Genomic DNA, 22,781 nt, shown 5'->3' on the forward strand with positions numbered 1-22,781 from the left:
AGGCCGGTGGTTATTCCGCCAGAACCCCTTCGAACATATTCAATTTGGGAAGCCAGTGATCCGGGATCGGGATGGATCGTTGATCGGCATAAGAGTAGCAAACCAGCACAGTGGTTCCGTTGGCAACTTCCACTTCCTTGCCTTCTCTTTTCACCACCAGTGTGTAACCAATGTCAAAGCTCGAACGGCCGATGCGGGTGATGCCCGTGTACACCACCAGGGTGTCTTTTAGATAAACAGGTTTTACATAATTGACTTCCGCCCTGGCAACGATCAGGCCCTCGGTTTCCCAGTTGATTGCTCTTCCGAACGTTTCTTCAAAAAACCTGAACCGCGCATTTTCCATGTAGGTCAGGTATACCGCGTTGTTGACATGCCCCAGGCTGTCTATATCTGAAAAGCGGATCTCCACGGCGGTATGGTACTTATATCTGTTCACGGTTTGTCGAGTTTTTCAAATTCGGATTGCCGGCTCTTGAATTCGGGAACCAGGTCTTTCATTTTCTGTACAATCGCGTGGTTATCCTGGGTGTCGAACAATCCTACCAGTTCCTGAATCTCACCCGCAAGTCTTTTCAAGTCTTGTGGCTTTACCAATGCTGCCATGATGCGGGGGTGATGGGTAGGGATGGAGTTCTCCTCCGTGGCCAGCAGTTCTTCATATAGTTTCTCTCCCGGCCTGAGCTGGGTGTATACGATTTCAATGTCTTTGCCCAATTCCAGTCCTGACAGTTTGATCATCTTTTTCGCCAGGTCATCGATCTTTACCGATTTACCCATGTCGAAAAGGAATATCTCTCCGCCTTTCCCCATGGCTGCTGCTTCGAAAACCAGCTGGCATGCCTCGGGAATGGTCATGAAAAACCGCGTGATTTCAGGGTGGGTGATGGTAAGTGGTCCGCCTTCCTCAATCTGTTTCCGGAACCTTGGAATAACCGATCCGCTTGAACCCAGTACGTTCCCGAACCGGGTGGTGATGAATTCCGTGGATGCCGAATCATTGTATGCCTGGATGTACATTTCGGCGATGCGCTTGGATGCCCCCATCACGTTGGTGGGGTTCACGGCTTTGTCGGTGGAGACCATCACGAATTTCTTCACTTTGTGTTCCACCGCCAGGTCGGCAATCACCTTTGTTCCCATTACGTTGGTAAGTACAGCCTCCGACGGGTTGTTTTCCATGACGGGTACATGTTTGTATGCGGCGGCATGGAAGACAATTTCAGGACCGAGTGCACGGAACAGGCGGTTCATCCTTCTGGCATTCCGGATGTCACCGATAACTGCTTCCACCTGGCTGGCCCCGAACTTTTCGCGCAGTTCCAGTTCCAGGTCGTACAGTCCGGTTTCTGCCTGGTCAAGCAAAATCAGTCGTTTGGGAGAGAAGGCCACAGCTTGTCTGGCCAGTTCGCTTCCGATGGAACCGGCTGCGCCGGTGATAAGCACAACAGCATCTTTTAACAGATCGCGGATGCGGCTGTGGTCGATGGTGATGACTTCGCGTTCGAGCAGCTCTTCAATGCGTACCTGGCGGATCTGGTTCATGCTGAGTTGACCGTTGATCCAGTGTTGAACCGGGGGCACGTTGAGGACTTTTACATCATGCTGAAGGCACAGGTCAACGATCTCCTGTTTGCGGGCGGCGGGCAGGTTCTGAACGGAAATGATCAGGCGGTTGTATTGGCCGGAAGCCAGTGCGCTTTCCAGTTTGGCGCCCGGGATCACCGGCAGCCCTTCCATTTTCATCCGGGCTTTTTTCGGGTCGTCATCCACAAAAGCTTTTGGTCTGAACCCGGTGGTGGCGTCACGTTCCAGGGTGCGTTTGGTGATCAGGCCCGATTCACCCGCGCCGAAGATCAGCGTGTCGGTTTGCTGCTGCTGACGCTGGTTGGTTTGCAGGTAAAGGACTTTGATCGCCAGTCGTACCGCCACCAGGGAGAACATCGCGCCCAGGTATTCGATCAGCAGGATGGACCTGGGAATGAAAATGGTTTCGTTGACAATGAAGTAACTGAATACGTTGGAAAGAACGAACAGCAAGCTGCCTGCGGTGACCACTGTAAAGATGCGTTGCAGGTCTTTGGTGGATGTGTACCTCACCATCATCCGGTAGGTGCGTCCGAAAACCATGGTCAGTGCCCTTATGCCCAACATGAACGGCAGAACATATTTCATGGCGTTCATTTCAACATCCGGAATGTTGAAGTCGAACCGCAACATATAAGCCGTCACCACGGCAGTCAGGCACAATCCCAGGTCAATGGCGAAAATCAACCAGCGTGAAACGGTATGTCGGGGTAACATCAAAACTTTGAGATGGCCAAAGATACGCCAATATGCGCTTTCCGAACAGGTGCACACAAATCTTTGAAATTCCCGTATGGGCCGCTGGAATGTCAGGTTTTTATCTACCTTTGCCGTCCGTGAGGGTAAAATACTCTCAAAATCGAGACCTTTCTTATTATTTGTTTTCTGGAAAAATCGCGAAAAATGAAGGAAACCGCTTTAACCCATAAGCACATAGAACTTGGTGCCAAGATGGTGCCGTTTGCCGGGTACAACATGCCTTTGCAGTACTCAGGCTTGCTGGATGAACATCATGCCGTACGGAAATCCGTGGGTGTGTTTGACGTGTCACACATGGGTGAGTTTATCGTGAAAGGTCCGCATGCGCTCGACCTGATTCAGAAGGTGACATCGAATGATGCTTCCAAACTGACTCCGGGAAAAGCGCAATATTCATGTTTTCCGAATGCATCCGGTGGCATCGTGGATGACCTGATCGTGTACCACCTGGCGGACCAGGAATACATGCTGGTTGTGAATGCATCCAACATTGAGAAGGATTGGGAATGGATTCAGTCCCAGAACAGCTGGTCGGATGTGGAATTGAAAGATATTTCGGATCAGACCACCCTGCTGGCCATCCAGGGACCGAAAGCTGCTGAGGCCATGCAGCCATTGACGGATGTGCCGTTGAGCGAACTCGGATTTTACACGTTCACCAAAGGTAAATTCGCCGGGGTGGATAATGTGTTGATCAGTGCTACCGGCTACACCGGTTCGGGTGGTTTTGAGATTTATTTCGATAACGCGAATGCAGAGAAGATCTGGGATGCGGTGATGCAGGCAGGTCTGAACTACGGCATCAAACCTGCCGGACTTGGAGCCCGCGATACCCTGCGCATGGAAATGGGATATTGCCTCTACGGAAATGACATCAACGACAACACCTCGCCACTGGAAGCCGGTTTGGGTTGGATCACGAAGTTCACCAAGGACTTTACCAACAGCAATGCGCTGAAAGCACAAAAGGAAAGCGGGTTGAAACGCCGGTTGGTGGGATTGGAAATGGTAGACAGAGGCATTCCCCGTAAGGACTACGAAATCAAGGATGCCAATGGCACCCCGATCGGCGTAGTCACTTCAGGCACCCAGTCGCCTTCGCTGAACAAAGCGATCGGCATGGGGTATGTGGCCACCGAATTTGCAACCGAAGGAACAGAAGTGTATCTTGATATCCGAAATTCACTGATCAAAGCCCGGGTGGCCAAGTTCCCTTTCTATAAAGAAGATAACTAGTATCTAACACCTCCGGAGAGCAGAGGATCGGAAATACTGAAGCATTGAAGCAAGGAGCCGTAAACGACGTACTGGTCAGTTACACACCAGCCAACTTTCCGCATTATGATCATCAGGACGCCATCGTGGTGGTGATCGATATCCTGCGGGCCACATCTGCCATTTGTACGGCATTCATGAACGGGGTTGAAAAGATCATCCCGGTGAAAACCGTAGAAGAAGCGGAGGCATACCGCAACAAAGGATACCTGGCCGCCGCCGAAAGAAACGGGGAGAAGCTGGATGGGTTTGATATGGGCAACTCGCCCTTTGATTTTGATGCCGCAACCGTACAGGGAAAGGAAGTGGTGCTGACCACAACCAACGGCACCCAGGCCATCGCCGCCGCACAGAATGCTTACCAGGTGGTGATCGGTTCGTTTCTGAACATCAGCGCACTTTGTAATTACCTGGTCAGTCAGGACCGCAATGTGATCCTGCTCTGTGCCGGCTGGAAGAACAAATACAACATGGAGGACTCGATCTATGCAGGCGCCATCGTGGGTGAACTGCTGAAAAGCGACCGGTTCTCCACAACATGTGACTCTGCCATCGCAGCGTCGCATATATTCGGAATTGCCAATTACGATTTATACAGGTTTCTCGACTATTCATCGCACCGCATTCGCTTGCGACAACTGAAGCTGGAGAAGGATATCCGCTATTGTTTGCAACGCGATATCACCGACATCATTCCTGTTCTCAAGGGAGATGCGCTGGTTAGGATGGATGAGTCAAACTCTTCGATGAATCACGAAATAACATCGGCGCGTGCAAGACATTAGTCGAGCGTAATGGTACGTTCGGGGATTGGTTTCCTGCCGTGAAACATTTTTTAATAGCTTTGGTATAAGATATAGCCGGAAGAGACGGGATGTCCAACTTTTCACCTCCGTATGATGGCGTAAGCCATTAAACCATCCCTCCTTCCGGTTTTTTTATTGCCTCTTTCCAACGTATCTTAACAAGGAAAATCAGATTCATTTCCATTGTCCGAAAAGCTGCATATCTTATTGCTGGAACCCTTCTATGGCGGCTCTCACAGGGCATGGGTGGATGGCTTACGTACCCATAGCCGCCATGAAATCTTTCCCCTGGTACTGGGTGCCCACCATTGGAAATGGCGGATGCACGGTGGCGCCGTCACCCTCGCCAGAAGGATGCAGGAAACCGGATTCAATCCGGACCTGATTCTGTCCACAGACATGTTAGACCTTTCATTGTTTGCAGCACTCACCAGGGAGCAAACTGCGCATATTCCTCTGGTGCTTTACATGCATGAAAACCAGTTAACCTATCCCTGGTCTCCCGGTGATCCGGACGTGAAAGCAAAGCGTGACATGCACTATGCCTTTATCAATTTTTCTTCCGTACTAGCCGCCGACCGCGTTTTGTTCAATTCTCCCTATCATAAACAATCCTTCCTGGATGAATTGCCCGCGTTTTTGAAAAGCTTCCCGGATCACCAGGAATTGATTGCGATCCCGGATGTAGTGGGCAAGTGCCGTGTGCTTGAACTCGGACTGGATCTGAAACGGTTTGATGACCATCGCTGCGGGAAAGCAGACATCCCTACGGTGTTGTGGAATCACAGGTGGGAATACGACAAGAACCCGGAATCGTTCTTTCGGGTATTGTTCGCCCTCGCTGATGAAGGCATGGATTTCCGTTTGATGGTGATGGGAGAAACGTTCCCTGATAGTCCGGCCATTTTTGAAGAAGCCCGTTTGCGCCTGGAAGACCGCATTGATCATTGGGGATATGCAGAACATTTCTCAACCTATGCAACGGCCCTGTGGAAAAGCCATGTTGCACCGGTTACTTCAGTTCAGGACTTTTTTGGTATCAGTGCCGTGGAAGCCATGTACTGTGGGTGCCTTCCGTTGGTGCCAAACCGTTTGGCTTTCCCGGGACACCTGCCTGCTGACTACCGGGATAGGTGTTTGTATGAAGATGACCGTGAATTGAAGGAAAAACTCGGCGGGGTATTGCGGAGTTTACCCTCGCCGGAATTCATGGTGCCATTACAAACCCATGTCGGCCGATATGACTGGACCCGCATGGTGGCGGAATACGATGATGTACTGGAAGAGGTTCATGCCGATGTGTCCAGCAAAAAAGGCGTACATCATTGATGCACGCCTTCATTCTATTCTCGGTATAGGTCCTATATCCGAACCACCCAATTGTATTTGTCTTCAATCTCGCCTTTCCTGATCTGATCCAGTTGCTGGGCGATCTGTTTCGAAAGATCATCCTGCATATTGGCGGTCAGGTCATACAACTTGCCTTCATGCCCGATGGTATGGATGGGGGCGATGGTGGCCGCTGTGCCGATTCCGAAAGCTTCTCGGAGTTGTTTGTTCGCAATGGCATCCAGTACTTCCTTTACTTCCACGCGGCGTTCTTCAACCGTTACACCCATGTCCCTGGCGAGGGTAAGCACGCTGTCGCGGGTGATGCCTTCCAGAATGGTGCCTGTTGTGGTGTTCGGGGTCACCAGCTTGTCGCCGATCACGAACGCTACGTTCATTGCACCGGCTTCTTCCACATATTTGTGCTCTTTGGAATCCGTCCAGATCACCTGGTGGAACCCTTCGTCTTGCGCTACCTTTTGCGGATACATGGAGCCGCCGTAATTGCCCGCTGCCTTGGCGTATCCCACGCCGCCATCCGCTGCACGTGAGAACTTGGTCTCGATCTTCAGCTTCAACGGCTGGTTGAAGAAGGCGCCTACCGGACAGGTGATGATATAGAATCCGTAAGTCTTGGATGGTTTTACTCCCAGCATGTCATCGGTGGCAAACATCACCGGACGGATGTACAGCGAATAACCGGGCTTGGAAGGAATCCATCCGGCATCCAGTCTGACCAGTTCTTTCAATGCATCAACAAAATAATCTTCCGGAATGGAAGGCATGCACATGCGTTCAGCCGAGCGGTTCATCCGGCGCGCATTGGCTTGTGGGCGAAACATGAGGATGTCTCCTGACGCGTTGCGGTATGCTTTCAATCCTTCAAAAATGGCCTGGCCGTAATGAAGGGATACAAGGGCCGGACTGACCTGGATTTTTCCGAACGGCATGATCCTTCCGTCTGCCCATTCGCTTCCGTTATAATTGGAAACAAACATGTGATCGGAAAATACGGTACCGAAAACCAGGTTCTCGAAATCTGTTGCGGCAACTCTTGATTGGCCGACTTGCTCTACAGGAAAAGTGGTAACTGTGCTCATAACCTCAGGTGATAAAAGATGTGCTGAATATACGGATTTTTCAATCCCCGGGTTGTGCCGATCCCCCGAAATGAATGTGTGACGCTGATTTCCGTCAATTTGTCAGTAGGAAGCTTGCTGGCACAGGCTTTGAAAACCAGTCTCAAAAAAATAACTGATCATGCAAACAGGAAGTATTCACGTACAGTCGGAAAACATTTTCCCCATCATCAAAAAATTCCTTTACTCGGATCATGAGATCTTTTTAAGGGAGTTGGTTTCGAATGCAGTTGACGCAACCCAAAAGCTGAAAACCCTTGCTTCGCTGGGGGAATTCAAGGGCGAAACAGGAGACCAGACCATTGAGGTGATTCTGGATCCGAAGGCGAAGACCCTCACATTCCGGGATCGTGGTGTGGGTATGACCGACAAAGAGGTGGACAAATACATCAACCAGATTGCATTCTCGGGAGCGGAAGACTTTCTGAAAAAATACAAGAACAAGGCAGATGGTGCCACAATGATCGGTCATTTTGGCCTCGGGTTTTATTCATCCTTCATGGTGGCTGAAAAGGTGGAGATCTTCACCAAGTCGTTCAAACGAGCCAAGGCGGTTCGCTGGGAATGTGACGGAAGTCCGCAATACACCCTGGAAGATACCAACCGCACCGAACGTGGTACCGATATCGTACTGCACATCACCCAGGAAGATGCGAAAGAATTTCTGGAGCCGGCACGCATCCGTGAACTATTGAACAAGTACTGCAAGTTCATGCCGGTGCCCATTACGTTTAAGGTAGCAGGGGAGAAGGAAGATGCGGAAGCCATCAACAACCCTGAACCGGCGTGGACAAAGAATCCGTCTAAGCTGGAAGACAAGGACTACCTCGACTTCTACCGTGAATTGTATCCGCATACATTCGAAGAACCTTTGTTCCACATTCATCTCAATGTGGATTATCCCTTCAATCTGACTGGTATCCTGTATTTCCCTAAACTGAAAAACAACCTGGAGCTACAGCGCAACAAGATTCAACTTTACTGCAACCAGGTTTTTGTGACGGATAATGTGGAAGGTGTTGTACCCGAATTCCTGGCCCTGCTGCATGGCGTGATCGATTCACCCGACATCCCGCTCAACGTCTCGCGTTCATACCTGCAGAGCGATGCCAACGTGAAGAAGATATCCGGTCACATTTCCAAAAAGGTCACCGATAAACTGGAGGAGATGTTCAAAGCCGACCGTGCCGACTTTGAAAAGAAGTGGGATGATATCAAGATCTTCATTGAGTACGGCATGATCGCTGATGACAAGTTCATGGAGCGTGCCCGCAAGTTTGCGCTGCTCAAAACAACCGATGGGAAATACTATACCCTGGATGAATATAACGACCTGATCAAAGGTCTGCAGACCGATAAGGACAACAAGGTGATTTACCTGTATGCTGCATCCGCCGATGCCCAGCACGCTTACATTGAAGCCGCCAAAGAACGAGGCTATCATGTGCTCATCCTCGACAGCCCGCTCACAGGCCACTTTGTAGGTAAGCTGGAAGGGTTGATTGAAAATTCATCCTTTGTTCGTGTGGATTCCAATACCCTCGATAAACTCATTCATAAGGATGACTCACTGCCGAGCAAGCTTTCGGAAGAACAGCAGGGAGCCCTTAAACCCATCCTGGAAAAACTGGTGCCGTCCACATTTTCGGTTGTGTTCGAAAACCAACAGGAAAATGAAGATCCCATCTCTGTTGTACAACCTGAGTTCATGCGAAGGATGAAGGAAATGAATGCGGTCGGAGGCGGTGGCTTCATGGGCTCCATGCCCGATAGCTATCAACTGGTGGTGAACACCAATCACCCGCTCATTTCGAAAATCCTTGTGGAAACGGATGAAGACAAACAGGCTGAACTCGCACGTCAGGCCACAGACCTGGCTTTGCTCCGGCAGAACATGTTGAAAGGGGAGGCGTTGACCAAATTCATCAAACGCAACCTGGCCGCCATTTCCTGATGTTGCCGTTATGCGGCATCGCTTGAGAATGCTTGAATTGTATACCTTTGCAGCATGACACTGATTACTTCGATTTCCGGGATTCGCGGCACCATAGGAGGCCGCCCCGGTGAGGGGTTGACACCTCCGGATGTTGTTAAGTTTTGCGCCGCATTCGCATCCATTGTTCAGGAACGAAAAGGCGGTGCACGATGCAAAGTGGTGATCGGCCGCGATGCCAGACTTTCCGGTGGGATGGTTAATCAACTGGTATGCGCGACCCTGTGCGGCATGGGTATCGACGTGGTGGACCTCGGCTTGAGTACCACGCCAACCGTGGAAATGGCCGTGCCCTGGGAAGGTGCGGATGCCGGTATCATTCTCACTGCAAGCCACAATCCCATTCAATGGAATGCCCTCAAGTTGCTCAATGATAAAGGTGAGTTCATCTCCGCCGAAGAAGGCAGCCTGGTATTGGAAAAGGCAAGGGACGGGGCATTCAGTTTTGCGGAAGTGGAGCAACTGGGTTCATACGTTGAAAGAACGGATGCCATCGCCAAACACATTGAAGCCATTCTGGCCCTGCCATTGGTGGATAAGAAAGCCATTGCTTCCCGCAATTTTACGGTAGCTGTGGATGCGGTGAACAGCACAGGTGGACTTGCAGTGCCTGCCTTGCTTGAAGCCCTCGGCGTGAAGAAAATTGAAAAACTATACTGCGACCCCACGGGTCGTTTTCCCCATAACCCGGAACCTTTGCCGGAACACCTCGTGGATATTTCCGCAACTGTGAAAGACAAAGGCTGCGACCTGGGTATCGTGGTGGATCCGGATGTAGACCGCCTGGCGCTGGTTTGTGAAGACGGATCCATGTTCGGTGAAGAATACACCCTGGTGGCCGTATCCGATTATGTGTTGCAAAACCAACAGGGAAATACCGTTTCCAACATGAGTTCCACCAGGGCCCTGAGGGATGTGACGGAAACGCATGGTGGAAAGTATTTCAGTTCTGCCGTGGGTGAGGTGAACGTGGTGAAGATGATGAAAGAGAAAAACGCCCTCATCGGAGGAGAAGGAAACGGTGGCGTGATTTATCCCGAGCTGCATTACGGCCGTGATGCCCTTGCCGGCATTGCACTGTTTCTTTCTCATCTTGCCAAATCAGGTAAGTCGTGCAAAGAACTGCGCCAAAGCTATCCCGAATACTTCATCTCCAAAAACAAGATCGAACTGGATCCTTCGGTGGACGTGGACAAGTGGTTGAGCCGTGTTACGGAAATCTACAAAGAGCAACAGCTGAACCTGATCGATGGGGTGAAGATTGAGTTTGAGAAAGAATGGGTGCACCTGCGCCGTTCCAACACTGAACCCATCGTACGCGTGTATGCCGAAGGTGCTACAGCAGAAAGGGCAGACGCGCTTGCCAAAGAAGTTATGAATAAGATCACATCCTGATCGGGGCATGGCCCAGTCCAGGATTTATCTAGACAATGCCGCCACCACACCGCTGGACCTCGCGGTGCTGGAGGTGATGATGCCGTTCCTGACCACCTACTACGGCAATCCGTCTTCCATACATTTCGCCGGCAGGGAAGCACGGGCCGCCATCGAGCGTGCCAGGAAAAGCATGGCTGCATTGCTGCATGTGTCTCCATCCGAAATTTACTTTACTTCAGGAGGAACGGAAAGCGATAACATGGCGCTGCGCATGGCTGTGGCAGGAATGGGGGTGAAGAAGCTCATTACCTCGTCCGTGGAGCATCATGCCGTGCTGCATACCGCCTTGGATCTTGCGACCGAAGGAAAAGTGATATTGGAAAAACTACCCATAGATGCACACGGAAGGCCCATGTGGGAAGATCTGACTGAAAGGGAATATCCGGAAAAGACACTGGTAAGCCTGATGCACGCCAACAACGAACTGGGCACCATGCTTCCCCTGAAGAAACTGGCACCTGTACTGAAAGAGAAAGGTGTGATCTTCCATTCCGACATGGTGCAAACCATTGCACATCTCGACCTGAACCTAACCGAACTGGAGGTGGGCATGGCCTCTGCATCTGCACACAAATTCCATGGACCGAAAGGTGTGGGTTTCCTGTATGTTCACCCGGACCTGCCCATGCATGCCATGGTTACCGGCGGCGCCCAGGAGCGTAATTTCCGTGCAGGAACGGAAAACGTGGCGGGCATCGTGGGCATGGCGTGCGCACTCGAGATCGCCTGTGCGAACATGCAGGCAGACCGCAAACACATCGAAGGATTAAAGGCTGCTTTGCGTAAGGGCATCCTGGAAGCATTTCCTGAAGCAACTATCAACGGCGACGACAGTGAAAAGGCGCTGTATACCATACTGAACGTTTCATTTCCCCCCAGTGATAAAATGGAGATGTTGTTGTTTGGATTGGATATCGAAGGGCTCGCCGTTTCCGGTGGCAGTGCCTGTACCTCCGGAAGCCTCAAGGGGTCTCATGTGCTGGAAGCACTGGATGTAGCTGCCGACCGGCCTTCCATCCGGTTTTCATTCAGCAGGATGAATACGGAAGAGGATGTGCTTCGTACGTTGGATATTCTCCGGCGCGTGTTAGTCTGAATGTTTGAACGCCTGCCGGGTAAGATGAAAACCGAGTCCGGCTGCCCCCCTGATTTCGTACAAACCTATTTTCTGCGGTGCGTCCCCGAGGTATTCACCACCCACCCATCGTACGTTTGCGAAAAAGTGAAAGTACTTGCTGAAATAGTAGGATGCGCCGATACCTGCGGTTTGCAACGGTGATACCGCGTTTCGATGGGCGAACCCATTGACGACGGGTTGCATGCGGCTGAACCCGGTTTGCAGCACCAGGTAGGGATCCAGGTGATGGTCATCCCCCAAAGGGTGCCAGGCCATGCCGAAGAAAATGTCTTCCCGATGTTTGAGGTGGTAACTGAACGCGAGGTCATCTTTCATGCCCGCCAGATAACTGCCTTCACCGCGCAGGGAAAGGTGAGGTTGCGGAAAATATTCCAGCTCACCCGTGAGATAGGAATACGTTTCGTTACGCACAAGTGACCAGCACGGACTGAAAGTTGCCGTAGCGCGAATATAGGGTCCGTCATTCGTTTGTGACCATGCGACAGCGGGCATTAAGAGGAGAAGACCGATGTTTCGGAAAAACCTTACCATAGCCCAATCAGGTCATAGCTTGCGCTCAGTGTCACCAACAGGTGCCCTTCGAAGCCGGGTTCCTTTTCACGGGTGAGAATGAATACCTGGTTGGATTCATGGGCGGTGATCTCGTCGCCCAGGTGCAGCATGTATTGTGCGGAAAGCGAAACATCCAGCCTGGAAACGGGCAGGTAATGTACGCCGGCACCACCTTGCACGGCAGCGCTCCAACGGCTCATGCGGATGCCATCCTTGCCGGATTTTGCCACACGGGTGTAGTCGAAACAGTGTCCGGCCAGTACATAGGGTTGGAATTTTTGCAGCGGAGGGGTGGGATAAAACAACACCGACCATCCGATGTGGTAATCGGTGCGGTACGCAATGTCATCCAGGTTGGTGGAGATCAGGTCGGCGAACCACTCGGTATTTACTCTTTCTGCAAGCCGCAACCGCAGCTGTCCGCCCGCACCGCGTCCGATGTTTTGCCCGTCATCACCGAACAGGCTGACCGTGGTTCGTGTACCGATCCATAGTCTGCCCGCTTTTGTTTGCAGGCTGTCCTGAGCCAAGCAGGGATTGGATAACGTCAGGCATATAAAGATGAAGAAGGGGATTAAAGCCGTATATAAATATCTCATGATGTTTCTATGGCTTGCAAGAGCACGTCACATGCCTTGCGGATTTCATTTTCGGTGATCACCAGTGGCGGGGCGATGCGGATGGCCGTATCACAAAACAGGAACCAGTCGGTGATGACACCACCGGCGATGGCGGCATCACATACCCTTTCCCGGAACGAGGCATCACCCAGTTCAACGGCAAGCATCAATCCTTTCCCGCGGATTTCCCTGATCTTGGAATGTTGCAGATATGCCCGGAACAATTGTTCTTTCTGTTCAACAGCCTGCATCAGGTTTTCGGTCATCAATGCATTCAGATGCGCCAGTCCGGCCGCACAACTCAGCGGATGTCCACCGAAGGTTGAGATGTGGCCGAGGGCCGGGTTGTGGCTCAGTACATTCATGATTTCATGTGAAGCGATGAAGGCACCCAGTGGCATGCCGCCACCCAATGCTTTGGAAAGAACCAGGATGTCGGGTATGATGTTGTAGGGTTCGAAGGCGAACAGGGTGCCGGTACGGCCCATGGCGGTTTGCGACTCGTCAAAAATGAGCAGTGTTCCGGTTTCAGTGCAGCGGTTTCGCAGGGCTTGAAGGAAGTCGGGCTCAGCGGTGACTACACCGGCTTCACCCTGGATGACTTCAATGATGACCGCAGCCGTTTGGCGGTTGATCAGCTGAATGGATAGCGGTTCGTTGAACACCAGGTGGTGTACCTCCGGCAGGAGTGGACCGTAGCCTTGCTTGAGTTGGTCGTTGCCGGTTACGCTCAGTGCACCATGGGTACTCCCGTGGTAGGCGTTCTGGAAGGCCAGGATGGAAGTGCGGCCGGTGTACTTCTTTGCGAGTTTCAATGCGCCTTCAACGGCCTCGCTACCCGAGTTGGTGGGGTAGATGCATTGCAAAGTAGGTGGCAGATGGGATGCCAGTTGCTGTGCGAAAGCTGTTTGGTTTTTAAGCACATATTCGCCATATACCATGGCGTGGAGATAATCACCGGCCTGAGAACGTATGGCTTCGGTGATGGCGGGGTGGCGGTGCCCCAGGTTGCTAACGGCGATGCCGCTGATCAGGTCGATGTAGGACCTGCCGCTTGCATCGGTGAGATACACACCGTTGGCTTCCCGGATGTCGAGTCCGATGGGTTTGGGACTGGTAGCTGCCAGTGGGGAATGGGTCATTGCCTCAAAACCTCAAAGGTATGAAATGGGGTTAAATGACCTGTTGCCTTGCACCGGCAAGGAGCAGGTTACAGCAATTCGTTGGCGAGGTTCGCCAGTTCGGAACGTTCGCCTTTTTCGAGGGTGATGTGCGCAAAAAGCTTGTTGCCCTTGAGCCGGTCGATCAGGTACGAGAGTCCGTTGCTTTGTTCATCCAGGTAAGGTGTGTCAATCTGGAACACATCCCCGGTGAAGATGATTTTGGTGTTGTCTCCGGCGCGAGTGATGATGGTTTTTACTTCGTGCGGAGTGAGGTTCTGTGACTCGTCTACGATGAAGATGGAATCGCTGAGACTTCTTCCGCGGATGTAGGCCAGGGGTGCGATCACGATCTTCTCTTCCTTCTGCATCTGGTCGATCATCTTGCTGCGCTTTTCATTTTCACCGAACTGGTTCTTGATGAACTTGAGGTTGTCCCAAAGCGGCTCCATGTAGGGGTTGATCTTGTCGTGTACATCGCCGGGCAGGTAGCCGATGTCTTTGTTGCTCAAAGGAACAATGGGGCGGGCCAGGATGATTTGGTTGTAGCGGCTTTTTTGTTCGAGGCATCCGGCAAGGGCAAGGAGGGTTTTTCCGGTACCGGCCACACCTTGGATGGTTACCAGTTTGATCTCCGGGTTCATGATGGCGTGCATGGCGAATGTTTGTTCTGCATTGCGCGGTTTGATCCCGTAGGTGTATTGTTTTTCTACTTTCTTGATGGTATTGTCGTAGGCACTGTAGAAAGCCAGGGAAGATGCCTTCCCGTTTTTGAGGATAAAGAAGTGGTTATTGACTTTCTTGTCGCCGAGGATGTCGGTGTCCTGTAATTCCCCGTCTTTATATAGCTTCATGATTACATCTGTTTCGATGTCTTCGATGACAGCTCTTCCGGAATACAGGTTCTTGATGTCTTTGATTTTACCCGTTTCATAATCTTCCGCCGTCAGGTTGAGTGCCTTGGCTTTGAGGCGGAGGTTAATGTCTTTGGTGACGAGGATGACCGGTGTGTTTTTGTTTTCCGCAGCGGTTTGCAGGGCTGCGTTGAGGATTTTGTGATCAGGTTTCTTCTGGTCGAATACCATGTTGGCGTCGATCCCCGGACCGCTTTCATTCATGATGATCTTGACCTTTCCCTTGTTTTTGCCATCGATGGGGATCCATTCCTGCAATGAATAGTTCACCGAAATGCGGTCGATGATGCGAATGAACTCCCTTGCCTCATAATTTTTCGGACTGTTGCCTTTTTTGAAGTTGTCAAGTTCTTCCAGCACCGTAATGGGAATGGCGATATCGTTTTCTTCAAAGTGGAAGATGGCATCGTGATCGTGGAGGATGACGGAAGTGTCGAGGATGTAGATCTTCTTGTTTTTCTTGCGGGCACTCATAGATTGGTCGGACTAGGTTTTCTCAAAAATAACTGCAAAATCACGTGTTGAGTCGATGCATTTGAAAAGAAATCAACGACTGCATTTTGAAAAATTATGCCCGGAATAGGGGTGATTGTTCATAAGTTGAATCCGCTGCTTGTGGAAAAGTAGGACGATCGCCTACCGGATCGGCTGTGAAGTAAGGTTGGCGGAAGGGGATAAAGGTTATGAACAAATGTTTATAACCCGTGTTGGCAACCTGTGTGCATTTGTTCCTTGACGAATGCTTCCCGGTGTGCTAGATTTGAACCATCAGGCGTTCACACCAACGTTTTGTTCTTGACGGAAGCAGGATGTTGGAATATGCACCTGGCCTGTTGGTTTCTGAAAGGACCGGGGCGCACCCCCGGGCTGAAATCCTTAAAAGGGCAAAAAGGACCCAACCGGCAACAATTGTTACTAGACAGTTGTTATCGCCATAAGGCTCAGGAGCCCTCATTTTAATGGGGGCTCTTTTTTTTATGTAAGGAAGTTGCCCTGGAAGGCAGCCCGGATCAGGCCTGCGGTATTACGTACATTGAACTTCTCCAGTAGCCGCTGACGATGCATTTCCACCGTCCGCTTGCTGATGCCAAGATGTTTGGCAATTTGCTCATTGGTATATTCTTCCGAGATTTCTTGAAGCACCATGAGTTCCCGTTTGGTGATGACTTCTCCGGATGGTGTTCGGATGTGCTTCTGGTCGTTGGGCCGGGTTGGATTCTTTTTCCTGTTGATGAACTTGAGGGCTATGTCACCTGAAAAATACTTCTTGCCCTGCAAGACACAGTGTACTGCATTGTGAATTTCCTGCTGGTCGGCATTTTTAAGGATGTAAGCGCTGGCTCCGGCTTCCACCATTTGCATGATGTTGGGTGTATCATCAGACATGGTCAATGCGATGATTGGAATGACACCGCCCTGTTGCTCCCTGATGCGTCTGCATGTTTCGATACCACCCATACCTTTCATATGGATATCCATAAATACCAGGTTGATCTTAAGGTTGCTGATGAGGCGGATCGCTTCCTCGCCATTGGATGCTTCGTGAAACACCACCTCAAACCCGGACATCTGTTTAAGCAAACCGAAGAGACCATCCCTTACCAGTGGATGGTCGTCACACACAAGTACTGTGAGTAATTTCTTTCTTCCCATGTATTGTTATCTGACCGTTATTGGCAAATATCATCCAGTAGGAACGAGATAAACAGGGAGGTACCGCTTCCGGGTTCGCTTTTCATGATCAATTTGCCGTTGAAGGCTTTGATACGCGACTCCATGTTGGTTAGTCCTCTTCCGCCACTCGTCTTCCTCAGTTTCTCCACATCGAATCCTTTTCCATTATCGCGAATGCTCAACTTGAGCCGCGTATCGTCACAATTTAATTTCAAAGTGAGGCGTGTTGCCTCGGCATGTTTAATGGAGTTGTTGATAAATTCCTGTACAACACGGAACATGAGCAACTCCACAGCTTTTGCTATTCCTTCCGGCATCGGTTCGGTTTGCAAAACAAAGCGCATTTTCTTTTGCTGATTGAGCCGGTGGAACAATTCTTCGAGCGCACTGCTAAGTCCGTCATAAGCAAGACTTTTTGGCATCAGGTTGAAGCAAATGTTCCTTAGGTTTGAAATGGCGCCATCCAGAATTTTACGGGTGGCATCAATCACTTCCCGGTTCTCATCGCTGATGCCATCCGGGCTTTCACTGATGGTGTTTAAGAATAGCTTTAGCCCGGCCAACTCTTGTCCGAGCGAATCGTGCAGATCCTCTGCTACCCTTTTTTGTTCTTTTTCCTGGGTTTGTATGATGGTTTGTACAATCAGGCGTTCGGTTTGCTTTTGGTCGGTGATGTCACGCGCCACAAACAAATAACCTTTCGATCTGGCATACCGGTCATATATTTTGGAACATGACAAAAGGATGGGAAGTTCTCCGCGACTCGCCTTTCGTATGGTGAGTTCGGTGGTGTACACTTCGTGTTTCTGCAGGTATTCTTTTGCTGTATCAAAAAGTTGATTGGAGGATTCTTCATGGAACAAATAGCCAACCGGTTGACCGGTGATCTCAAGGGTGTCATATCCCAGATGACGCTCCACGGCTGCATTTACGTCTTTGATGTCACCATCCTCACTTGCGATGATAATGATGTCCGGTAAAGCGTTGTAAATACTGGCCAGATAATCTCGTCCTACGGTGGTAGCTTCAAGTTCTTCTCCCAACATGTTGATGGCTGCGCGGACCGTTTCTTTTTCACCCTGCTTGTCGCCGACCTCCATTCGTTCAGAATAATCACCCATTGAATATGCCATGACAACACGTTGGATGTCTTTGAATTCCTTTTGGGTAATGGTAAGTGGGGTCATTGTTGTTGGTAGGTTTTAAGCCATTTGATTGCCTCGCTTTCCTTGGTGAAAAGGCGCACAGGGAAGGGCGCTTTGATCACATTCACCTTCACAAAAAAGTTGGCCATGAAGTTGGTAAGTGGAGTATCGGTAAGGAGTGCTGCCGTCAGCAACCCGCGACTACCATCTCTGGAAGAAAGGTAATCCCTGGCGGCCTTATCCATGCTTTTTAGCTGGCGCCCGTCAATCAATACAGGCACTTGTTTGTCGCGCGTATATTCCAGTCGTTGTTCGACACATAGTTTAGCCCGCTCCAGGGTAATATTGATATCCGGAACATAACGGGCGTACAAAATGTCACCTTTGAACTGGTATTCTATATAGCTCTCAATATCATTTTCAGTCATTTTTTTTCACCTCCTGACATGCATGGTCATAGTATTAATACGTAGCTAATCAAAGAAATACGGTATTTATTACGTAGGCCCAGCGGAAAGGTTATCAGAATTTTGAAATCAAATTTGGTCTCAATTCTAACCTATTAAACCTACCTCCGATGAGTAAGCTTGATTCATTTTTTGAAACGGTTCAGGATATTGTCAGTTACGGAGAATCCAAAGGTATTCTAAAACTTTATACCGAGAATGATTCGCTGAATGACAACATGCTAATTTTAAACGGTCGCCGAGTGGCAGATTTTGGCTCATGCAGTTACCTGGGGTTGCAGTTTGATTCCCGAATCAAAAAAGCATCCATTCAGGCCGTGGAACAATACGGTACGCAATTTTCCGCATCACGTGTTTACGTGTCAAGTCGCCATTATTTGGAATTGGAAAGCAAATTGGAAACTGTATTCGGTTATCCGACCCTTGTAGGTCAAACAACTACATTGTGCCATATCGCAGCCATACCAGTGCTTTTCAGCGATTCGGATGCGGTTATTCTTGACCATCAGGTGCACAACAGCGTGCAGAATGCGGTGAACCTTCTCAAGTTTCGAAAGGTTCATGTTGAAATGATCCGGCACAACCGCATGGATTTGCTGGAAGACATGGTGAAAGGACTTCGGTCCAAGTTCAAAAGGATCTGGTATATGGCCGATGGCATTTACTCCATGTACGGGGATGAAAGTCCGGTTGATGCCATATATGCCTTGATGGATAAGTACCCTGAATTGCACTACTACGTAGATGATGCGCACGGGATGAGTTGCTTTGGAGAACACGGAAGGGGAAGCGTTTTGAACCAGCGTCCGTTGCATCCAAAGTGTATTCTCGTTACTTCTTTTGCCAAGGCATTCCCTACCGGGGGTGCTGCACTGGTGTTCCCGGATCGCAGCATGTTGCAAAAAGTTAGAAACTCGGGTGGTCCGTTCCTGTCATCGGGCCCACTTCAACCCGCACAACTTGGAGCCGCCATTGCATGTGCGGATATTCACCTGTCTGACGAGATTTATCAGCTGCAGAAAGAACTGCAGGAGAAGATATCCTTCACGAACAAGATGCTCACCAAATACCAGATGCCAAGTGTGAGCGAAAACAGATCACCTATTTTCTTTGTTGGTGTGGGTTTGCCTAAAATGGGAAATGCGATGATCAGACGATTGCTTGATGAGGGGTATTACACCAACCTGGGTGTTTTTCCTACGGTGCCCATGAAAAATACCGGAGTCAGGTTTACCATTACCCGCCTGAATACCGAAGAACAGATTGAAGGAATGATCAGCGCCATGGCTAAACATTACCCGCTGGCATTGGAGGAAACAGGTTTTGAAATGCAGAAAGTTTATCGGGCATTCAGGATGGAACCTCCCCGAGACAGCGTGATTGAAAAGAAACAGACAGCCGGCGGGATGGAGAAAGATGGATTGCAGGTGCAAAAGTTTACCAGCATAAGGGACATTGACCGAACAGAATGGGATCAATACCTGGGTGGTCGTGGAAGTTTTGATTGGAAAGGGTTGCAGCTTCTGGAGAACTCATTTTCCAACAATGAGGGCAGGGGGCAGACCTGGGATTTCGACTATCTCATCATCAAGGATGAAACAGGTAAGGTTGTGCTGGCTACATTCTTTACCACCACATTGGCAAAGGATGATATGCTGGCCTCTTCTTCCGTTTCAGAAGACGTAGAGAAGAAAAGGAAAACGGATCATGATTTTCTTGTTTCCAAATTAACCACCATGGGATCGTTGCTCACCGAAGGGAACCATATGTACCTGGATGAGAAGCACCCGCAGAAAAAGGTGGTAATGGAATTGTTTTTTCGTGAATTGGCCCATATTCAGGAAGCACGCAAGGCATCGCTTGTGCATGTGAGGGATATGGTTTCTACTACAGAACTGGATCACTTGTTTGCCGATCACGGGTTCTTTAAGATGCAGATGCCGAGCAACTTTATCCTGGATCAACTGGAGTGGAAAGGAGAGGCGGATTTCGTGGATCGCTTAAGCAAGAAGGGGCGTTACAACCTGAGGCATGATGTGATCAAGAAGTCAAAACATTTTACGGTTCGCATACCCGTTGTGATTTCGGGTGATCAAATTCGTAACTGGTATCATCTGTACAAACAGGTGAAGAACCGGAGCCTTGAAATCAACACATTCGATTTGCCCTTCAGGTTATTTGAAAACTTTGCCATTCATCAGGAATGGGACAAATTGGAGCTTTGTCTGGAAGGTAGTGACAAAGCCTCGGCGGTGGTTTTTAGTCACAAAGGTCGTCGCGTATATAGTCCGGTGGTGATTGGTATGGATTACGCTGTTGATCCAAACCTATACCTATATCGTCAGATGTTGTATCAGGTTATTAAAAGAGCAGGTGAGTTGGGGATGCAACAAGTGCGGTTTGGCTTTACGGCGGATATTGAAAAAAGAAAATTAGGGGCGCAGGCCTGGCAACCTGTTGCTTATGTGAATGCCATAGATAATTATAACCTGGAAGCGTTGGGGAGTCTTGCGCTTCCGCAAAAGAATCATTAACATGGTAACTTATTCTGAAACTTCTTACTCTACGGATTCCTTGATCGAATCGGAAATGGATGCTAGCAAACCGTGTCGCGTGTTGTTGGTAGATGATCATGATATCATGCGTCAGGGATTGCGCATGCTATTGGAAAAAGCAAGTCATGTTACCATTTCCGGGGAGGCACGAAATGGGGCCGAAGCTGTTGAGCTTGCTTTGCAGTTACCCCATGATCTGGTGGTAATGGATTTTCAGATGCCTGAAATGGATGGTGTTCAAGCCTGTCAGAAAATCATGGAAGCCAATTCAGCTGATCGGGTGCTTATCATTTCCGCACATAAAGAAGAAATGCTTGTGCGTAGAATTCTGGCATCCGGCGCCAAAGGCTTCATCAGTAAAGATTCAGACCTTCATGAGTTCCTGGCGGCCATTCAATGCATCATGTCCGGCAAGATTTACCTGAGTCAGAATTTTGCCCAGTTGGAGGGGCCAATCAAAGCGGACCTCAACAGGCGTGTATCCAGGCGCAAAAAAATAAGTGTTGATCTTTCGGAAAGGGAAGTGCAGATCGTTCAGTTGATTTCAGATGGCCTTACATCCCAGGAAATTGGCGAGCATTTCGGACTCAGTCCGCGAACAGTGGAAGCTCATCGAAGGAATGTGATGAAAAAGCTGGGATTGAATTCAACGGCTGAAATTGTGAAATTCTGCATGAAACTCGGCTATGTACATTAATGGCGATGCCATTCAACATGATTCACTTACGAATATTTCCCTAGCAACTGCAATGGGTTAGGCGCGTATTATTTCGTGTGCTGTTCCGTCAACCATCACCAATCCGACTCACATGGAAAACCCCGCATATACGCATTCTGCCGCGCAACTGCCGGTAGGCCTGGGAAAGCTTTTTGAACATAATGTTTTTCATCTTCAGGTGGGCACCAACGGAGAGGTTGTCCACCTGAATTCATTTGCCAGGGATCTGCTGGGGCAGCATGAACCGGGTCAGGATTTGAGTTGGGATGATCTGATGATTGAAGGTAACCCAACGGTTGCCTGGGGAATGCTTGCAAAAGCCATTCAACGGGGTGAGCTCACATCGCGCATTGTGGCCTTCAGGCATCGCCTGGGTAAGCTGGTTTACATGTTTCTCAATTTTGAAAAAGCGGGAGATGTTGTTCATGTCCTGGGATGGGATGTAACAGCTCAGGTACAACTAACGGAAGTGTGCAAGCGGCAGCAGGAAGAATTGAGTTGGTTGACCAAGGCGGGAGATATGTATTTTCTGCAACTGAGCAGCATAGGAAAGATTCTGTATGTGAATCGTACTCCTGCAGGGCTAAAAATGGAAGAAGTACTGGGGAGAAGTTTGCTTGATTTCTTTTCACCCAGGTTGCACCAACATATTGCAGGTGTCTTGAGCGAAGTTCAACTAAAAGGTAAACCCGGTTATTTTGAAGGGAAAGCTGTTGGTGATAACAATCAATTGTATTGGTACGGTATCCATTTGTACCCGTTGGAAAAAGACATTGAAGGCAATGACCGCATATTGGCGGTTGCAAGGAACATCAATGCCGATAGGGATGCTGAGCGAAAACTGGCCACGGAAGAACGTAAGTCCCGGGAGTTGCAGGCCCAACTGCTGAGTTCACAGATCAACCCTCACTTTATTTTCAATGCAATGAATGCCATTCAGGCGTTTATTCTTGAACAATCAGTAGAAACCGCGTTGGATTATGTTTCCGATTTTTCCAAGCTGATCCGGTCGGTATTGCAGAATTCCAATCACCCCATGATCTCACTTGGAGATGAAGTGGAGTTTCTTGTGGATTATCTGGAACTCGAAAAACGTCGGTTCAAGAGTAGGTTCGACTACCAGGTTATGCTGGAGTCAGGTTTGGATGTCAATTTGGAGATCATCCCGCCTATGCTCATCCAGCCGTTTGTTGAAAATGCCGTTGTGCATGGTGTGGGGCGTTTGAAGAAGCGAAGTGATGGATTGATAACCATTCGCTTTCGCCAGGAAAAAGGATTTCTGGTGTGTCAGGTGCAGGATAACGGATCAGGTTGGGATGCCTCCGGCACGCAAATCCCTTCAGGTCGCGGTAAGTTTCATGAGTCTTTGGGGCATCGCATCACCTCTACACGTATACAATTGCTGAATCGCGGGCGCAAAAGAAAATACGGTTTACATATTTCGGAGGTGAAGGGAGTTGACGGGAAATCCCGGGGTACTTTGGTAGAGCTCAGGTTTCCTGTATAGGAGAGG

The 22,781-nt window shown here is 49.7% G+C and carries 19 protein-coding genes; 9 read left to right on the forward strand and 10 right to left on the reverse strand.

Annotated elements, in window-relative coordinates:
• Positions 1-10: 10 nt before the first annotated feature.
• Positions 11-439 (reverse strand): acyl-CoA thioesterase, encoded by a 429-nt coding sequence (locus H6585_06320; GenBank protein ID MCB9447943.1) that lies wholly within the window; start codon positions 437-439, stop codon positions 11-13.
• Positions 436-2,304 carry a polysaccharide biosynthesis protein gene (locus H6585_06325; GenBank protein ID MCB9447944.1) on the reverse strand — a complete coding sequence of 623 codons (1,869 nt, stop codon included), beginning with the start codon at positions 2,302-2,304 and terminating at the stop codon, positions 436-438. The genes H6585_06320 and H6585_06325 overlap by 4 nt, the downstream gene beginning before the upstream one ends.
• Positions 2,305-2,490: 186 nt before the next feature.
• Here H6585_06325 and gcvT point away from each other — a divergent pair, with 186 nt between their 5' ends.
• The 3 genes from gcvT to H6585_06340 all read left to right on the forward strand — a co-directional run bounded on the left by gcvT (position 2,491) and on the right by H6585_06340 (position 5,756).
• Complete coding sequence (gene gcvT / locus H6585_06330; protein ID MCB9447945.1) at positions 2,491-3,582, forward strand: glycine cleavage system aminomethyltransferase GcvT; 1,092 nt, start codon at positions 2,491-2,493, stop codon at positions 3,580-3,582.
• A gap of 71 nt (positions 3,583-3,653) precedes the next feature.
• On the forward strand, positions 3,654-4,406 hold the full coding sequence (locus tag H6585_06335) for a 2-phosphosulfolactate phosphatase (protein MCB9447946.1): 753 nt from the start codon (positions 3,654-3,656) through the stop codon (positions 4,404-4,406).
• Between the two features lie 216 nt (positions 4,407-4,622).
• Positions 4,623-5,756: a DUF3524 domain-containing protein gene (locus tag H6585_06340; protein MCB9447947.1), complete on the forward strand. Its 1,134-nt coding sequence runs from the start codon at positions 4,623-4,625 to the stop codon at positions 5,754-5,756.
• 32 nt (positions 5,757-5,788) lie between these two features.
• On the opposite strand, the gene H6585_06345 is transcribed toward H6585_06340, so the two are convergent.
• On the reverse strand, positions 5,789-6,856 hold the full coding sequence (locus H6585_06345; GenBank protein ID MCB9447948.1) for a branched-chain amino acid aminotransferase: 1,068 nt from the start codon (positions 6,854-6,856) through the stop codon (positions 5,789-5,791).
• A 160-nt stretch (positions 6,857-7,016) separates the two neighbouring features.
• Here H6585_06345 and htpG point away from each other — a divergent pair, with 160 nt between their 5' ends.
• From htpG to H6585_06360, 3 genes are read left to right on the forward strand one after another with little or no spacing between them, the layout of a single operon-like run.
• Positions 7,017-8,849, forward strand: coding sequence for a molecular chaperone HtpG (gene htpG, locus H6585_06350; GenBank protein MCB9447949.1), 1,833 nt, complete (start codon positions 7,017-7,019; stop codon positions 8,847-8,849).
• 54 nt (positions 8,850-8,903) lie between these two features.
• Positions 8,904-10,283: a phosphoglucosamine mutase gene (gene glmM, locus H6585_06355; GenBank protein MCB9447950.1), complete on the forward strand. Its 1,380-nt coding sequence runs from the start codon at positions 8,904-8,906 to the stop codon at positions 10,281-10,283.
• 7 nt (positions 10,284-10,290) lie between these two features.
• Positions 10,291-11,421 carry a cysteine desulfurase gene (locus H6585_06360; protein MCB9447951.1) on the forward strand — a complete coding sequence of 377 codons (1,131 nt, stop codon included), beginning with the start codon at positions 10,291-10,293 and terminating at the stop codon, positions 11,419-11,421.
• Here the strand turns inward: H6585_06360 and H6585_06365 are convergent.
• From H6585_06365 to H6585_06395, 7 genes are all read right to left on the reverse strand, one after another.
• Positions 11,413-11,955 (reverse strand): hypothetical protein, encoded by a 543-nt coding sequence (locus H6585_06365; protein ID MCB9447952.1) that lies wholly within the window; start codon positions 11,953-11,955, stop codon positions 11,413-11,415. The two genes, H6585_06360 and H6585_06365, sit on opposite strands and share 9 nt — an antisense overlap.
• Positions 11,956-11,987: 32 nt before the next feature.
• On the reverse strand, positions 11,988-12,545 hold the full coding sequence (locus H6585_06370; protein MCB9447953.1) for a hypothetical protein: 558 nt from the start codon (positions 12,543-12,545) through the stop codon (positions 11,988-11,990).
• Positions 12,546-12,610: 65 nt separating this feature from the next.
• Entirely contained in the window at positions 12,611-13,777 is a 1,167-nt protein-coding gene (locus H6585_06375; protein MCB9447954.1) for an aspartate aminotransferase family protein, read from the reverse strand.
• Positions 13,778-13,845: 68 nt separating this feature from the next.
• On the reverse strand, positions 13,846-15,183 hold the full coding sequence (locus tag H6585_06380) for a PhoH family protein (GenBank protein MCB9447955.1): 1,338 nt from the start codon (positions 15,181-15,183) through the stop codon (positions 13,846-13,848).
• A gap of 501 nt (positions 15,184-15,684) precedes the next feature.
• On the reverse strand, positions 15,685-16,362 hold the full coding sequence (locus tag H6585_06385; protein ID MCB9447956.1) for a response regulator transcription factor: 678 nt from the start codon (positions 16,360-16,362) through the stop codon (positions 15,685-15,687).
• A 17-nt stretch (positions 16,363-16,379) separates the two neighbouring features.
• Complete coding sequence (locus H6585_06390; GenBank protein ID MCB9447957.1) at positions 16,380-17,570, reverse strand: PAS domain S-box protein; 1,191 nt, start codon at positions 17,568-17,570, stop codon at positions 16,380-16,382.
• Entirely contained in the window at positions 17,567-17,956 is a 390-nt protein-coding gene (locus H6585_06395) for a hypothetical protein (protein MCB9447958.1), read from the reverse strand. The genes H6585_06390 and H6585_06395 overlap by 4 nt, the downstream gene beginning before the upstream one ends.
• Positions 17,957-18,105: 149 nt before the next feature.
• Between H6585_06395 and H6585_06400 the strand changes: the two genes are divergently transcribed.
• From H6585_06400 to H6585_06410, 3 genes are all read left to right on the forward strand, one after another.
• Positions 18,106-20,529 (forward strand): aminotransferase class I/II-fold pyridoxal phosphate-dependent enzyme, encoded by a 2,424-nt coding sequence (locus H6585_06400; GenBank protein MCB9447959.1) that lies wholly within the window; start codon positions 18,106-18,108, stop codon positions 20,527-20,529.
• A 1-nt stretch (position 20,530) separates the two neighbouring features.
• Positions 20,531-21,247 carry a response regulator transcription factor gene (locus H6585_06405; protein ID MCB9447960.1) on the forward strand — a complete coding sequence of 239 codons (717 nt, stop codon included), beginning with the start codon at positions 20,531-20,533 and terminating at the stop codon, positions 21,245-21,247.
• Positions 21,248-21,359: 112 nt separating this feature from the next.
• On the forward strand, positions 21,360-22,775 hold the full coding sequence (locus H6585_06410) for a histidine kinase (GenBank protein ID MCB9447961.1): 1,416 nt from the start codon (positions 21,360-21,362) through the stop codon (positions 22,773-22,775).
• The last annotated feature ends 6 nt before the right edge of the window (positions 22,776-22,781 follow it).

It is taken from the genome of Flavobacteriales bacterium (genome assembly GCA_020635855.1).
Lineage (GTDB): Bacteria > Bacteroidota > Bacteroidia > JACJYZ01 > JACJYZ01 > JACJYZ01.